The organism is Pedobacter paludisoli, from assembly GCF_052344095.1.
Classification (GTDB): Bacteria; Bacteroidota; Bacteroidia; order Sphingobacteriales; family Sphingobacteriaceae; genus Pedobacter.
Genome location: NZ_CP179926.1, coordinates 1578396 through 1593755, shown reverse-complemented (window position 1 = coordinate 1593755; position 15360 = coordinate 1578396). Strand labels below are relative to the sequence as shown.

Sequence of the window (15360 nt, the reverse complement as noted above, 5' to 3'; positions counted from 1 at the left end):
TGATTATGAACTTAAAACTTTTACGAAAACTATCGTGGATTTTTGTATTCACGATGCTTATCTGCTCTACTGCGTTTGCTCAACAGCAACAAATACGCGGTAAGGTGCTAGATAAAAAAGATGGTCAACCGATTCCGGGGGTAACCATTGGAATTCGCGGTAAAACCAATAATGTGGTAACCAACGACAAAGGAGAATTTGCCTTGTTAGCAGATCCTGCTACCGATGTGTTGGTTTTTTCTTTTGTAGGTTATATACGGCAGATGGTTCCGTTAGCCGGCAAAAGTACGCTATCGGTTTCGCTTGTTGAAGATCAAGCCAATTTAGATGATGTGGTGGTTGTGGGGTATGGAACGAAGAAGAAGACCGATGTTTTGGGTTCAGTTGCCAGTATTTCGGGTGCTGAGATTCAAGATATACCAGCGCCAAACCTTGCAGGGGCATTAAGAGGGCAAGTTGCAGGGGTTAGTGTTGATCAGGCATCTGGCCGACCAGGTTCTCCTATTACTTTAAATATACGTAATGCAGCGATATCTGAAACGGCGCAAACTGTTGGTATTACAGATGAACCCTTGATTATTATTGATGGAATTACTGTAACCAAAGAGGCTTTTGACAACATCGATGCTTCAATGGTTGAAAATATATCTTTCTTAAAGGATGCCTCTGCAGCAATTTATGGAGCAGCAGGAGCAAAAGGCGTTGTATTGGTAACCACTAAAAGGGGAAAAATAGGTAAGCCAACACTTAGTTACAATGGTTATTTTGGTATTTCGGATGCAGCAAGAGAGCCTGAGATGTTATCTGCTTATGATCATGCTTTATTGCTGAACGATGGTTATCGCCAATCAGGAGCAGCACTTTCAAATTTCTTTTTGCCTGCTGATTTAGAGTTAATAAAAAGCCAAAACTTCTCTAGTTGGTACGATGAAATCTGGCAGCCAGCTTCAACCCAACGTCATAATATTAGTTTATCAGGTGGTAGCGAAAAGATCACGTTTTTTGCTGGAGGGAGCTACCAAAATGAAGAAGCCAATTTTATTGGAATGAATTATGATAAGTACAGCTTTAGAAGTGGTGTAGTAGCAACAATTGTAGAAGGTTTAAAAGCCGATATTAATTTCAACGTGGATTGGAATATAAGAAAAGCACAGCACAATCTAACCGATGATGATCAAGCATTTATTGAGCGTATAATTACGATACCGCAATGGGTACCTAATAGTATTGATGGTAAGTATGTAAACTTTAACAATGCTGTTAATCCGCTTGCATTAATTAATTCTGGATATTATGAGAACCGTAAAGCACGCGGGTATAGAATTAATGCCAGTTTAACCTATCAACCTAAATTTGTAAAAGGCTTAACAGGAAGATTTCAAATTTCGCAGGGAAGTACCGGCACCAATACTCGCCAATACCGTCCAAACTATCAGTTATACAACTTTACCAGAACAGGTAATAACAATCAGTTATTTACAAATCAGTTAGCGGCCTTAAATCCAGTAGTTGATCAAAATTCTGCAGCTAACCAACGTGTTATTCCCGGCTTAGCTGAAACAAACAGTTACCAAGGTTTTCTTACTTTACAATATGGCAGAACTTTTGGAAAACACACTTTCGATGTTTTAGCGGGTGCAGAGCAAACGGAATCTAATAGCGAAACGTTATCTGTATTGTGGTCAAACCAGTTAATTCCTGGAGCTGAAGAGTATTGGGGTTTTGATGTGAATACCATAACGCGCCAAAATGTTAGTCGTGATCAATCTGCAAAAAGATCTGTTTTTGGTAGAGCTTCTTACGATTTTGATAAAAAGTATCTGATGGAATTTGTAATTCGTTCTGATGCTTCATCTAATTTTGCGCCAGGCAATCGCTGGGGATTATCACCTAGTTTAGGTTTAGGATGGGTAATTTCTCAGGAAAGTTTCTTTAAAAATTCCAATGCTTTAAGATTTATGAATTTCTTAAAGTTGAAAGTTAATTACGGTATTACAGGTGATGATCGTGTAAATTCTAGGTTATGGCAAGCACGTTACACCATCGATACAAACAATGGTTACATTTATGGAAACACAAATGCAAACGGTTTAAATCCATCGTTCGTTCCTAATCCTGATATTACTTGGGAAAAGAAAAGAACGTTAAATATCGGTTTAGAATCAGCCATGTTTAACAACAAGTTGAATATCTTAGTGGAGGCATTCCAAAATCGTAATTTCGATGCATTTGATAGAGGGGCAAATTCTTTATATCCGCTCTATGCTGGTTTTACAGCTCCAGTTATTAACTATAGAGAAACCTATAACTGGGGAACAGAGTTTACAGTTGGTTATAAAGCAAAGTTAGCAACAGATCTAAATTTAAGTACAAGCGTAAATTTCTCATACGGAAACTCTGTTAATACGCAGTTAATTTATGCCAACGGCGATTTGATTAATAATGTGGCACCTGATTGGCCAATTGAGTTCGGAACGGATCCGCGTAAATACAATTCTGGTAATATTGGCTTAAGAAATATCGGCATGTTTAGAACACAGGCGGATGTTGATGCCTGGATGGCAAAATATCCGAATTACAGAATTTACACGCAAATTCCGCAAGCGGGTTGGTTGTATTATGAAGATACCAATGAGGATGGCGTAATTACAGATAACGATATGGTTCCGCTTTATGATAAAACAAATTCATGGTTTGCTGGTGCGTTCAATATCAATTTAACATATAAAGAATTTTCTTTAAGCACGAATATAGCTGCCCGTTTTGGAGGTAAGACTTTTTATGACAGTAAAGCTAGATCGGCACCATCAACTACCAGAAATGTAATTTCAATTTGGAATGATCGATGGACACAAGCAAACCCTATGGAAGGTAAATTTCCTCGTTTTGACGACCCATCAATTGCAAAAAATTCTGATTTTTGGGCGCTTGATGCAACTACTGTCCGTATTAACAACATGACCTTTGCGTATAAGGTGCCTACTAAATTCGCCAATAAAATTGGTTTACAAGGTGCAAAGTTAATGGTAACGGGTAATAACCTATGGACTATTGTAAATCCATTTAATTATAAAGATCCGTATTCGGCAACAGCATATGACTACCCGATTTTAAGAACCATTTCTTTTGGATTGAATGTTAACTTATAATGTTTGAAAAATGATTAAGCACATAAAAAATAATATAAAAAGATCAATAATCATTTTAGGATTAGCAGCATGTCTACCGGCATGTAAAGATGATTTCTTTGATTTCCCAGATCGTGGTGGTGTTGACGCCGCAATATGGAGCACAGACGGTTCTGTTCAGTTACACTTAAATAGAACCTATGATGTTGTAATACCAACATTCCCTTTTCAGGTAACCATTAACGAAAGAAATGGTGTGCATTTGGCAAGCGATGAAAACTTTTTTGCTAATACCGATCAATATACACGGGCCGCGTTAGGCATCCAAGGTGAATTAACCAATAATGATGTAAGATGGGCAGGTAACCGTTACAATAACAATAACGTAGCGGGAGAGAATAAGTATTTCGATATTCAGAGATGTAACGAGGCAATTGCTTATATTCCTCAAGGAACCATGTCGCAAGCAAAGAAAAACGAGTATTTAGGCCAATACTATGCTTTGCGTGCCATGACTTATTTTGAGTTAGTAAAAGTGTATGGAGGTGTTCCACTTCCGTTAACGCCACAAACGCCTGAAAATGTTTACGGTGATGGTAGAAAAAGTGCAAAAGAATGTTTCGCAGCCATCATTTCCGACTTAAATAATTCGATTACTATGCTTGAAGGATTTAATCCGGATGATAATAGTGGTAGAGGGAAAATCACCAAACTAATAGCTACTTGTTTAAAAGCTAAAGTTTTATTCTATTGGGCAAGTCCGCAGTTTAATCCAAACAACGATGCTAGCAGATGGCAAGAAGCATTGGCCGTAAATAAGGAGGCTTATGATTTAAGTATAGCTGCCGGAAAAAGATTATTGACAAATTATGCGGATATTTTTAGAGTAGAAGGAACAACCAATACAGAAGCCATTTTAGTGCGTACACATTCTGCAACAATTGAGCGCAGAGGGCATGATACAGAATATAAATCAAGACCTGCCTCTGAGGGAGGGGGGCCTTATACTGGTTTTATGCCTTCTGTAAAAATGTTAGATGCGTATCCAATGCGCGATGGTCTTCCAAGAGGAACTTCATCTGCTTATCCATATGATGCAACCATGTTTTGGCAAAATAGAGATCCTCGTTTTGATGCAACAATCGCATATAATGGAGGCCCATTTGCCTTAAGCGGTAATGCTAATAGAAGACAATGGACATACAATAACGCCATTAGCGAAACGAATGGTAATGGTGTTTATTGTAAACGTTTTACTACACCAACGCTAGCAGTAGCTGGAGTAAGATATACGAACAATATCGGTGGGAATGGCATGGATTGGATTGAACTTCGTTTAGCAGAGGTGATGCTAAATTATGCAGATTGCTTAAACGAAACAGGCGATTTAGCAGGAGCAAAAAACATGGTACGTCAAATAAGAGTAAGAGCTGGTATAGTTGCGGGTTCGGGATCAAACGATTATGGTTTAGGACCTGTAACGTCTATGTCAGCTATGCGTACCTTAATTCTAAATGAAAGAATGATTGAGTTCGCTTTTGAAAATAAGCGTAATTCAGATTTAAGAAGATCACGTACGATGCACTTGTTAAATGGTACGATGCAAAAGATGGAGATCAACTTAGTTAACAGTTCTGATAAAGCTGTTCTAGAAGCGGTAACCAATGGCGTAATGTTTAGAGAATCTTTAAATACAAACGATAAAGCCACATTTACGAAATACTTTAGAATCGTATATACTTCCATTTCAGGTTATGGTCCATATGCTGTTCCAGAGTTTCATTACTTCTACACATTCCATAATGATTTTGTGAATAATGGATTTAATATTCAACCAACTATTGGTTGGTCGGGAGGTACATTTGATCCGCTCAATTAATTGAAGACTTATACTAAGTGGTATTTAAATTTTAAAATAATGAAAACAAAAAATATAAAAATATTTCTTCTTGCTATAAGTATGTTATTTGCATTTTCATGTAAGAAGGAAGCGGAGAATATTTTCAATATGTTTGAGGATGTAACCGTAACGTACAATAACAGTGATCCAAAGTGCGTAATTGATTATAAACAAGTAAATGAAAAGGAAGAGGTTTGGATTGATTACACCATAAATTCAGCAAATGAAGATATGTATTCAGTTGTAGTAGAAAGAACAACAGGTACAGGTTTCGATCGCCAAACATTTACACCATCAGCAGCACAACGTAGAAGTTATTCAAACATTTTTAAATATGTTATGCAACGTGATGGAAAAACCAGTTTCCGCGTGTATGCCATGAATCAGAAAGGTGTTTATATTGGTGATGGTTACAAGAAGGTTGTTGTTGACCAAAATCCAAGCTATAAAGTTTTTGCTAGTAGGGTAATCTATTTACCAGATACAGTGGCTAAAGTGTTGCCATCTTTCTTTTCACTGAATAACGGTACTTCTTACAGCTATACAGATGGTGCAGCAAATTCAGATAAAATAGATTTTGGTATTTATCGTACCCCATATTTAAACACTACTAGTGGTTTGATTGAATATGCTGTAAACTTATATTCAATTAGTACACCTACCAATCCATTTCCGATTTATAACATCAGTGCTTGGAATCCAAAACGTACAACCAAATTCAGTGCGCCAATAACAGGGCAGGCAACTGTTTTTGTTAATAGTGCAATTTCTGGTGGTACGATTGAAACATTGGCTAAAGCAAGAACAATTAATTTAAACGCAACTGTAGGTACAACTGCAGCCAATAGCTTAGCAGCCGGTAGCGCTGTATTCTTTTTAACACCTGAAGGTAAGTATGGTATGATGCTCATCAATAGTGTTACATCAGATTACGATAAAAAGCCGCTCCTAAACGTGAGCGTAAAAATTCAAAATTAGACGATTTAATTAGCGTTTTGTTCATATAATTGGTTGTAGAGGGTGCCTGAAAAGGTGCCCTCTTTTTTTATGTTTTAAGATTGTTACTTTTTTATTTGAGAATATTGTATTTATATATGAATTTTTTACCTAACTTGTAACATTACTGTTTTATCAAAGATATGGGGTTGTTTAGAACTTTTTCTTTTGTTAATATTGTATAATACTTAGCGAAAATTCTATACGAAATATCGTATTTTTGAGTGCAAATTTGAAAGATATATACTTTCTAACCAAAATAAATAATTAGGAATACCCAAAGAAATGAGCCGAAATTTTTAAACTTTCATATAGTATCAACTGTAAAAAAGCTGCGCTTGTTTCGTGGAACATCCCTGCCAACAAAACACAAATGAAAAAGAAATCCTTTAAACTGTTAGTATCTACCGCATTAATTCTTTCATCAAGTATAGCATTTGCCCAATATCCAAAAATTCCGGAAGCAGCAAAAAGAGCATCCGATAGTTTAATGAATGCAGCAACCCTTCATTCAAATATTGCATGGGAAAAAGCAAAAGTAATTATGGCAAAAGAGGCTGCCGAGGGAAGACCCTATATTCCTTGGGCTGGCCGTCCGACTGATTTGCCACAATCTAATTTGTTGGCCTTTCCAGGAGCGGAGGGTGGCGGTGCCTATAGTTTTGGTGGCCGTGGTGGAAGAGTTATCGTGGTAACTAATTTAAACGATAGCGGACCTGGTTCGCTGCGCGATGCTTGTGAGCAAGGTGGTGCACGTATTGTTGTATTCAACGTTGCGGGAATTATCCGCATAAAAACGCCATTAATTATTCGTGCTCCTTACATTACCATTGCAGGTCAAACCGCTCCTGGTGACGGTGTTTGCGTAGCGGGTGAGTCGGTATGGTTAAACACACATGATGTAGTGGTTCGTTTTATGCGTTTCAGACGTGGAGAAACCTTTGTTGGTCGCCGCGATGATGCTATTGGAGGTAATCCGGTAGGAAACATTATGATTGATCACGTATCAGCAAGTTGGGGACTCGATGAAAATATGTCGATGTATCGTCACATGTACAACGACAGTACTGGTAAGATTGAAGAAAAATTAGGAACCGTAAATATCACCATCCAAAATTCAATTTTCTCAGAAGCATTGGATTATTGGAATCATGCTTTTGGAAGCACCTTAGGTGGTGAGAATTGTGCTTTTGTACGTAACCTGTGGGCAGATAATGGCGCTCGTAATCCTTCAATAGGATGGAACGGTATTTTCAACTTCGCGAATAACGTAGTATTTAATTGGAACAATCGTTCAACAGACGGAGGTGATTACACTGCACAGTACAATATCATTAACAACTTTTACAAACCAGGTCCGGTAACGGAGTTAAAAGATCCCATTAGCTACCGTATTTTAAAACCTGAATCAGGAAGAAGTAAATTACCGTACGTCGTTTTCGGAAGAGCCTATGTGGAAGGAAATATTATTGATGGAAATGATAAAATTACCAAAGATAACTGGGCAGGAGGAATCCAAATGGAAGATAAAAAAGGGAATCTAATGCCTTTGGAGGTAGCAAGTAAATATTTTCCTACCATGCGTGCGAAAGAAGCTTTCCCAATGCCAAAAATCACCATTATCCCTACTTTACAAGCAAAAGATTATGTGTTGGCTAATGTTGGCGCAACATTGCCTAAACGTGATCCAGTGGATACGCGTGTGATTAAACAAGTGGCAACCGGTAAAATAGAGGTTCATCCTGATGCTAAACCATCTGCTTTTCAGTTTGAGCACCGTCGTTTACCGGGAGATTCATATAAACAAGGTATCATTACCGAAATTTCTCAAGTAGGTGGTTACCCTGAGTACAAAGGTACTCCATATAAAGATAGCGACAACGATGGTATGCCAGACGATTACGAAAAAAAGAATGGATTAAACCCTAAAGATCCTTCAGATGCAGCAAAAATTACTAAAAGTGGTTATGCTAATATCGAGGTTTATCTCAATAGTGTAGTTCCAGTATCAATCGTTAAGCCTGTTTCAAAATGAGAAAATTAAATTCAGTTTTGATGGCGGCGTGTATATTGGCCACAGCTCAGTTTGCATACGCGCAATATCCAGTTATTCCAGAAGCGATGGAGAAGAAAGCCGATTCGCTTTTGGCTGCTATCGAACAAAAATCGGAAGCACAATTTTTAAAAGTAAAACCCATTGTAGATGCTGAAGCAAAAATGGGTAAACTCTATGTGCCTTGGGCTGCAAAACCGAGTGATTTGCCTCAAGCAAAATTGGTAGCATTTCCAGGAGCAGAAGGAGGTGGATCGCATAGTTTTGGTGGACGTGGAGGAAAAGTATATGTTGTAACCAATTTAAACGATAGCGGTTCAGGTTCCTTACGCGAAGCATGTGAACAAGGTGGTGCGCGCATCATCGTGTTTAATGTAGCAGGCATTATTCGTTTGAAAACACCTTTAATTATTCGTGCGCCCTATATTACCATCGCCGGACAAAGTGCGCCGGGGGATGGCGTTTGTGTAGCAGGAGAATCGGTATGGATTAACACCCACGATGTGGTGATTCGGTACATGCGTTTTCGTAGAGGAGCAACCGATGTTACCCGTCGCGACGATGCCATTGGCGGAAATCCGGTAGGAAATATCATGATTGACCATGTGTCGGCGAGTTGGGGATTGGATGAAAATATGTCTATTTATCGCCATGTATACGACCCAAAAGACGGCTCAAAACCTGAAAAACTACCAACAGTAAACGTGACCATTCAAAATTCAATTTTCTCGGAGGCATTGGATACCTATAACCACGCATTTGGAAGCACCATTGGCGGGCTAAACAGTACGTTTATGCGCAATTTATGGGCTTCAAACATTAGTCGAAATCCTTCCGTTGGTATGTATGGCGATTTCGGCTTTGCCAACAATGTTATTTTTAACTGGTGGAACAGAAGTGCTGATGGTGGTGATAACAATTCGTTTTACAATTTCATCAATAATTATTATAAACCGGGTCCAATTACACCTGCAGGAGAAACAATTTCTTTTCGTATCTTAAAGCCTGAATCGGGGAGAGATAAACGTTTTACGAATGAATTTGGCAAGGCGTATGTTGGCGGAAACATTGTAGAAGGAAACGAAAAAGTAACCAAAAACAATTGGGATGGAGGCGTACAACCTGAAACAAAAAGAGACAAGCAAAAGCTCTTGGATTCGATGCGTGTGGATAAACCTTTTCCAATGAAGAATGTAACTATTGTGGATGCTAAAAAAGCATACGCATATGTTTTGGAAAATGCAGGTGCAAGCTTACCCAAACGCGATGCGGTAGATTTACGCATCGTAAAGCAAGTAAAAACGGGTAAAATTGAACACGTAGAAGATGGGAAATTGCCAGCGAAGCAAAGTTATGTAAAACGTCGTTTGCCAGCTGATTCGTACAAGCAAGGAATCATTTCAGATATCGCACAAGTAGGGGGCTATCCTGAGTACACCGGAAAACCTTATCTCGATAGCGATAATGACGGAATTCCCGATGCTTGGGAAACTAAAAATGGCTTAAATCCGAAGGATGCAAGCGATGCAGCAAAAATAACCAAAAGCGGATACGCAAATATTGAGGTATATTTGAATAGCCTTGTTGCAATTTCAAAAGTAAAACCTTAATAGAATAGTTTATATCTACCCATTTTGTTCATCAGAGATGGGTAGATAGGAAGCTTTCGTATTCCCTCAGAAATAAACATAATGGATTATCCTAACCATATAGCACATACAAAACCGTTAAGACTACTTTCATTATTGGGATTTGTTTTAATAGCCAATCTTGGTTTTGCGCAAAAGCCTAAAGTAGTACCACCACCTAAACCTATTTTTAAGGATAAAGATGGAAGACTAGCGTATACGCCCGATGAAAAAGGAAATCGTATACCTGATTTTTCATATGCTGGATACATGGCAGGTGAAAAAAGCATCCCAACTGTTGACGTAAAAGTAATCGTTCCAGTAAGTAAAGGCGATGCAACTTTAAGAATTCAATCTGCATTAAATTATGTAGCCAAATTACCGCTTGGGAAAGATGGTATTCGTGGTGCGGTATTATTGGAAAAAGGCAAGTACGAAATATCCGGCAGCTTGAAAATTTCCGCTTCAGGTGTCGTTCTTAGAGGTAGTGGCACGGGCGAATCGGGGACAACACTATTTGCAAAAGGACTCGATAGAATCGGTGTAATTCGAATTTTAGGCAAACAAGATAAAGTGGAAGAACCTGTTGTCGCTATTGCGGATGAGTATGTTCCTGTTAATTCCCTTAAACTTACATTGAAAAGTGCGGCAGGCTTTAAAGCAGGCGATAAAATTACAATCAATCGTCCTTCCACAAAAGACTGGATTGAAATGTTAAAAACGGACGAGTTTGGTGGAGGCGAAAGTGCGTTAGGTTGGAAACCCGGAACACGCGATATTCATTGGGATAGAACAATTGTAGAAGTAAAGGGCGCAAGCATTACGTTAGATGCCCCTTTAACCACAGCTTTAGACGCTACGTTTGGTTCCGCAATGGTTTCAAAATATAAATGGGGCGGAAGAATTGCGCAAACAGGAGTTGAAAACCTAAACCTTGAATCTGATTTTCATGCGGAAAATCCAAAGGATGAATACCATCGTTGGACAGCAATTTGCATGGAAAATACAATGGATTCATGGGTTCGTCAAGTAAACTTTAAACACTTTGCGGGTTCGGCAGTAAATGTTCTAGAAACAGCAAAAAGAATTACGATAGAGGATTGTAAATCGTTGGAACCGATATCTGAAATAGGAGGCGAACGCCGTTATACATTCTTAACCAGTGGACAGCAAACGCTATTTCAACGGTTATATGCTGAATCGGGTTATCATGACTTTGCAGTAGGTTTTTGTGCTCCCGGGCCAAATGTTTTTCTACAATGTCAATCCGTTTTACCCTATAGTTTTAGCGGAGCAATTGATAGCTGGGCTTCGGGTGTCTTGTTCGATATTGTGAATGTAGATGGCCAAGCTTTGAGTTATTTAAATCGTGGTCAGGATGGGCAGGGCGCAGGCTGGTCGGCAGCAAACAGTGTCTTTTGGCAATGTTCAGCAGCCAGAGTGGATAATTATCAACCTCCAACGGCACAAAATTGGGCTTTTGGTACTTGGGCGCAATTTGCGGGAAACGGGTATTGGGATATGTCAAACGAGCAAATTCAGCCACGAAGTTTATATTATGCGCAACTAAAAGATCGTATTGGCAGCGAAATAGAGAAAAGAAATTTTGTACTTCCGGTAGAAACCGAAGCATCTAGTAGTCCTCCTGTTGATGTGGCCATGAAATTAACAAAGCTAGCGTATAATCCGGCTTTGACTTTAAACGAATTTATCGATCAGGCAAAGGATAGAAATCCTATCCCGTTAGGTGCAAAAAATATAAAAACCATTGATCAAATAGGTGTAGAGAAACCAGTCGAAGTCGCAAAATTACCTGAAATGACCGTTAAAAATGGATGGGTACTTCGTGGCGATGAATTGGTAGTTGGCGGACGACAACAAGTGCCTTGGTGGAATGGAAGTGCGCGCCCACACGGACTTAAAAACACGAAATTTCATGCTACCCGTTTTGTTCCCGGACGTGAAGGAAATGGGTTAACCGATGATTTATCGGCCATAACAGATGAAATGAAAAACACATCGCTTACTATTTTAGACCATAATTACGGACTTTGGTACGATAGACGAAGAGATGACCATGAACGTATTCGCCGAATGGATGGCGAAGTTTGGGCGCCTTTTTACGAATTGCCCTATGCACGTAGCGGTCAGGATAAAGCTTGGGACGGCTTGAGTAAGTACGACATTACAAAATATAACTTATGGTATTGGGATCGTTTATCGCAATTTGCCAACTTGGCTGATCAGAAAGGTTTGGTGTTGATTCATGAAAACTATTTTCAGCACAACATTATTGAAGCCGGAGCACATTACGCTGATTTCCCTTGGCGCAGTGCAAATAATATCAATCAAACGGGATTTCCAGAACCGGTACCCTATGCGGGCGATAAGCGTATTTTTATGGCCGAGCAATTTTACGATATCAGCAATCAACACCGTCGTGAGATACATCGTGCTTACATTCGCCAATGCTTAACTAACTTCAAGGATAATTCAAGCGTTATTCAGTTAATTGGCGAAGAATTTACAGGACCACTGCATTTTGTACAATTTTGGATTGATGTGGTAAAAGAGTGGGAGCAAGAAACCGGCAAACATCCCATTATTGGTTTAAGTGTTACCAAAGACGTTCAGGATGCCATTCTTGCGGATAAAGAACGTAGCAAAGTAATCGATTTAATTGATATCAAATATTGGCACTACCAAGCCGATGGCAAAACCTATGCACCGGAAGGTGGCCAAAATTTAGCGCCGCGTCAACATGCGCGCTTGTTAAAACCAAAGAAAACATCCTTTGAAGAAGTATATCACGCGGTATCGGAATATAAAACGAAATTTCCGGAAAAAGCGGTAATCTATTCAGGAGATAGCTATGCGGAGTTTGGTTGGGCAATTCTACTGGCAGGTGGTTCTTTATCGAATGTAAAAGGATTAAATCCCGCAACGGTAAAAGAAATTGGCAAAATGAAGCCATTCATCCCGCAAGGAAAAAACAAACAATATGGATTGGCAAACGACGGAAAAGCCTATGTGTTGTACAATGGGTCATCCGAACCAATGACCTTAGATTTGAGCCAAAGAACTGGTAAATTTAGCATTGTCACCCTGGGAGGCCGCAGTGGGAAAGTACTAAAAGAAGAAAAAGTAAATGGCGGAAGTATACTTAAACTAAGTAAAACAGCTTCAGAAGATGAAGTAATTATTGTGAACAAGATTTAAAAAAACAAGATGAAATTGAACTCCTTTAAAGCCTATTTGTTTTTAAGTATTTGCGTATTCGCTTTTGCTTGTAAATCGACAGAAAAGAAAGCTTTGCCTTTTGCAGAAAAGAGCTTGGTTGTTTCAGAAAATGGCCGATTTTTAGAAACTGGAGATGGAAAACCATTTTTTTGGCTAGGCGATACCGGTTGGTTATTGTTGAATCGCTTAACACGCGAAGAAGCTATTAGCTATTTGGATAAACGAAAAGCACAAGGTTTTAATGTGGTACAGGCCATGTTGTTACACAGTGTTCCATCGCGAAATGTCTATGCAGATTCGTCGGTGGTGCGGGCCAATGTAGGGCAGCCAGCTGTTACCGAAGGCAATAATGTTGCAAATGAATTAGAATACGATTATTGGGATCACGTAGATTATGTGGTAGATGAAGCTGCTAAACGCGGAATTTACATGGCTTTGGTGCCGGTTTGGGGTACCAATGTGAAGGAAAAGAAAGTAAACGAAGAGCAGGCAAAAAAGTATGCTGAGTTTCTAGGAAAAAGATATAAAAGCAAGTGGAACATCATTTGGCTAAATGGCGGCGATATTAGAGGTAGCGAAAAAATGGCCGTATGGAAAGCCATTGGGGAGACGCTTCGTGCAAACGACCCTAACCATTTAATAACCTTTCATCCAAGAGGAAGAACGAGATCTTCTGAATGGTTTTCGAAAGAAAAATGGATGGATTTTAACATGATACAATCGGGGCACCGCCGATATGAGCAAGATACTTCGAAGAATGAAAAATGGCATTTTGGAGAAGATAATTGGAAATACATTGCCGACGATTATAAAATTGAACCGCCAAAACCAACCATTGATGGCGAACCTTCTTACGAAGATATTCCGCAAGGATTACACGATACCAAACAACCGCGTTGGCAAGCAAGAGATGTACGCAGATACGGCTATTGGTCGGTATTTGCCGGAGCTTTTGGCTATACCTACGGACATAATTCGGTGATGCAGATGTACAAGAAAACGGATAAAAGCCCAGCTTATGGTCCGCATGACGAATGGAATGTAGCTTTAGAGGCTCCAGGTGCATTACAAATGAAATATTTAAAAGATTTAATGCTGTCGCGATCGTATTTTGACCGTGTACCCGATCAATCTATTATTGCAGGTAAAAACGGCGAGCATTACAATTATTTAATAGCCACCCGTGGCGATAAATATGCCATGATTTACACCTATACCGGTAGAAACATGGACTTGAATATGGGTAAAATTGCGGGTAGCAAAGTAAAAGCTTCTTGGTTTGATCCGCGTACAGGCAAAACTGCCGAAATTGGAGAAATCGATAATTCGGGTACACATACATTTGATCCTCCAGGAAACGAAGAAAATGGGAACGATTGGGTATTAATTTTAGATTCATTATAGATGCTGGTGAGGATAAAAAATAGGGCATTATTTCGTTTAGTTTTAGGCTGCTTCTTTTTCACAGGATTAACTTCTTGCTCAAAGAAAGCCTATATTTTTACCTCTTTTCATGAGCCAGCAACCGATGGTTTAAGAATGTTGTACAGTTACGATGCTATGCATTGGACCGATTTGAATCGGGTGTTATTGAAACCGGAAATTGGCAATCAGAAAATCTTACGCGACCCTTCTATTGCACAAGGGCCCGATGGAACTTTTCATTTGGTTTGGACCAGCAGTTGGCGAGGTGATAAAGGCTTTGGCTATGCGAGCTCAAAGGATTTAATTCATTGGAGTGAACAACAATTTATTGAGGTGATGAAAAATGAACCCACTACCGTGAATGTTTGGGCACCTGAAATTTTTTACGACGAGGCGAAAGCCCAATTTGTTATTATTTGGGCCTCCACCATTCCCTCTCGTTTTCCAAAAGGAGAGGAAGAAGAAAACAACAATCACCGCATGTATTCGGTTACCACAACTGATTTTAAAATATTCTCGCAACCAAAACTATTTTTAGACCCAGGTTTTAGTGTAATTGATGCGGTAATCGTAAAACGAAATGCAAAAGATTATGTGTTGGTATTGAAAGATAATACACGTCCCAATCGAAACTTAAAAATTGCACATGCGGATAACGCATTAGGACCTTATAGTCACGTTTCAGAGCCTTTTACCGATAAGCTAACGGAAGGCCCAACGGTTGTGAAAAAAGGGAAGGATTGGTTAATCTATTTCGATGCCTACGGTCAAAAAAACTATTCAGCAATTAAGACACACGATTTTAAAAGTTTTGTGAATATATCAAATGAAATAACGGTTCCAGAAGGACATAAACACGGAACTATTATAAAAGTAAATAGGAAGGTAGTGGAGGAGCTAAGGAGTATTAAGTAGCGAGTAGTGAATAGTGAGTGGTGAATAGTGAGTGGTAAGTAGTGAAAAGTATTGGGCATAAGGTTAAAAGAACAA

General features: G+C 39.1%; 8 protein-coding genes. All 8 read left to right on the top strand.

Translation table 11 applies throughout. The features are described from left to right. The first annotated feature begins 5 nt into the window (after positions 1-5). The 8 genes from ACJVDK_RS06235 (at position 6) to ACJVDK_RS06200 (ending at position 15285) form a co-directional block, all read left to right on the top strand. Positions 6-3149 (top strand): SusC/RagA family TonB-linked outer membrane protein, encoded by a 3144-nt coding sequence (locus tag ACJVDK_RS06235; protein WP_443939423.1) that lies wholly within the window; start codon positions 6-8, stop codon positions 3147-3149. Positions 3150-3159: 10 nt separating this feature from the next. Continuing rightward, positions 3160-5007 carry a RagB/SusD family nutrient uptake outer membrane protein gene (locus ACJVDK_RS06230; RefSeq protein ID WP_443939422.1) on the top strand — a complete coding sequence of 616 codons (1848 nt, stop codon included), beginning with the start codon at positions 3160-3162 and terminating at the stop codon, positions 5005-5007. A gap of 39 nt (positions 5008-5046) precedes the next feature. After that, positions 5047-6006 carry a hypothetical protein gene (locus ACJVDK_RS06225; protein ID WP_443939421.1) on the top strand — a complete coding sequence of 320 codons (960 nt, stop codon included), beginning with the start codon at positions 5047-5049 and terminating at the stop codon, positions 6004-6006. 391 nt (positions 6007-6397) lie between these two features. Further along, positions 6398-8059, top strand: coding sequence for a polysaccharide lyase (locus ACJVDK_RS06220; RefSeq protein WP_443939420.1), 1662 nt, complete (start codon positions 6398-6400; stop codon positions 8057-8059). Then, on the top strand, positions 8056-9687 hold the full coding sequence (locus ACJVDK_RS06215) for a polysaccharide lyase (protein ID WP_443939419.1): 1632 nt from the start codon (positions 8056-8058) through the stop codon (positions 9685-9687). The genes ACJVDK_RS06220 and ACJVDK_RS06215 overlap by 4 nt, the downstream gene beginning before the upstream one ends. Before the next feature lie 81 nt (positions 9688-9768). Next, the gene (locus ACJVDK_RS06210; protein WP_443939418.1) at positions 9769-12924 is read left to right on the top strand and encodes a DUF6298 domain-containing protein; all 3156 of its coding nucleotides are present in this window, start codon (positions 9769-9771) and stop codon (positions 12922-12924) included. Between the two features lie 9 nt (positions 12925-12933). Then, positions 12934-14349 carry a glycoside hydrolase family 140 protein gene (locus ACJVDK_RS06205; RefSeq protein ID WP_443939417.1) on the top strand — a complete coding sequence of 472 codons (1416 nt, stop codon included), beginning with the start codon at positions 12934-12936 and terminating at the stop codon, positions 14347-14349. Continuing rightward, a complete protein-coding gene (locus ACJVDK_RS06200; RefSeq protein WP_443939416.1) occupies positions 14350-15285 on the top strand; it encodes a glycoside hydrolase family 43 protein in 936 nt (311 codons plus the stop codon). Positions 15286-15360: the final 75 nt, after the last annotated feature.

Coding starts and splice junctions, on each gene's coding strand:
- ACJVDK_RS06235 (WP_443939423.1), top strand. CDS start 6: ATGAACTTAAAACTTTTACGAAAACTATCGTGGATTTTTGTATTCACG.
- ACJVDK_RS06230 (WP_443939422.1), top strand. CDS start 3,160: ATGATTAAGCACATAAAAAATAATATAAAAAGATCAATAATCATTTTA.
- ACJVDK_RS06225 (WP_443939421.1), top strand. CDS start 5,047: ATGAAAACAAAAAATATAAAAATATTTCTTCTTGCTATAAGTATGTTA.
- ACJVDK_RS06220 (WP_443939420.1), top strand. CDS start 6,398: ATGAAAAAGAAATCCTTTAAACTGTTAGTATCTACCGCATTAATTCTT.
- ACJVDK_RS06215 (WP_443939419.1), top strand. CDS start 8,056: ATGAGAAAATTAAATTCAGTTTTGATGGCGGCGTGTATATTGGCCACA.
- ACJVDK_RS06210 (WP_443939418.1), top strand. CDS start 9,769: ATGGATTATCCTAACCATATAGCACATACAAAACCGTTAAGACTACTT.
- ACJVDK_RS06205 (WP_443939417.1), top strand. CDS start 12,934: ATGAAATTGAACTCCTTTAAAGCCTATTTGTTTTTAAGTATTTGCGTA.
- ACJVDK_RS06200 (WP_443939416.1), top strand. CDS start 14,350: ATGCTGGTGAGGATAAAAAATAGGGCATTATTTCGTTTAGTTTTAGGC.